Genomic DNA, 994 nt, shown 5'->3' with positions numbered 1-994 from the left:
AAAAAGTGGTAGGGCCTTCTGCCAAACGTGCACTCGTGAGTTATCTCAAAGACAAGTACGAAGCTAGTCTGAGTATGATCTGCCGTACGGTGGGTCTGGCACGCTCGAGTTGCTACTATCGCACGCAACGCGACGACTCCGTCGTTGAGGACAAACTACGCAGCTATGCTCGGAGGATGCCCACACGTGGCTTTGACGAGTACTATGGGCGCATCCGGCAAGAAGGCCTTCTATGGAACCGTAAGCGCGTCCTGCGCGTGTATCGCAAACTAGGTTTGGTCAAACGTCGGGCAGTCAAGCGCCGCCCGCCGAGTCGGGACCCTCAGCCCTTGCAAGAGCCCACACAGCTCAACGATACCTACAGTATGGACTTCATGTCGGACAGCCTGGAAGATGGCCGCAAGTTACGCGTGCTCAACGTTATTGATGACTATAATCGAGAAGCGCTCTGCTGCGAAGGTAGCCTGAGCTATCCGAGCGGACGCGTGATCCGTACCCTGGATCGTGTCGCCGAAGAACGGGGATGCTATCCAAAGCGCATCCGCGTAGATAACGGACCGGAGTTTACCTCGGCTGCATTCACCGACTGGGCCGTCGCCCACCGGATCGAACTCCTCCACATTCAACCGGGTAAACCAACGCAAAACGCTTACATCGAACGCTTCAACCGACACTTCCGCGAAGATGTGCTTGACGCCTATCTCTTCGATAGCTACGAACAGTTCAACATCATCGCCGACCGCTTCCGCCACGACTACAATACCTACCATCCGCACGCGGGCAACGGTGGGTTACCTCCAAAGGTATTTGCCGATCCCTGCGACCAAGATCTTGTCCGGTCTGTCGAGTCGAGCAAGGCTAAAATGAACGCGCCGCCCTTAAGGGCCGGCGCGGCCTTGCACGATCGCATCCCGGACCAAGGGGAGCTGTCTACGGGTAGCAAACACCCCGAAAACGTCTAATTTGAGACTGTCCAAAGTTTGGGAAGGCTACA

1 protein-coding gene is annotated in these 994 nt (G+C 56.1%); it reads left to right on the top strand.

Going from position 1 to position 994, the window contains the following annotated elements; genetic code table 11:
* Positions 1-5: 5 nt before the first annotated feature.
* The gene (locus E1J53_RS23820; protein ID WP_145913060.1) at positions 6-962 is read left to right on the top strand and encodes an IS3 family transposase; all 957 of its coding nucleotides are present in this window, start codon (positions 6-8) and stop codon (positions 960-962) included.
* Positions 963-994 lie beyond the last annotated feature (32 nt).

The sequence above is a fragment of the Lewinella sp. W8 genome, from assembly GCF_004375085.3.
GTDB lineage: Bacteria > Bacteroidota > Bacteroidia > Chitinophagales > Saprospiraceae > Neolewinella.
The sequence above is the reverse complement of the archived record's forward strand: the minus strand, read 5'-3'. Positions and strand labels throughout refer to the sequence as shown.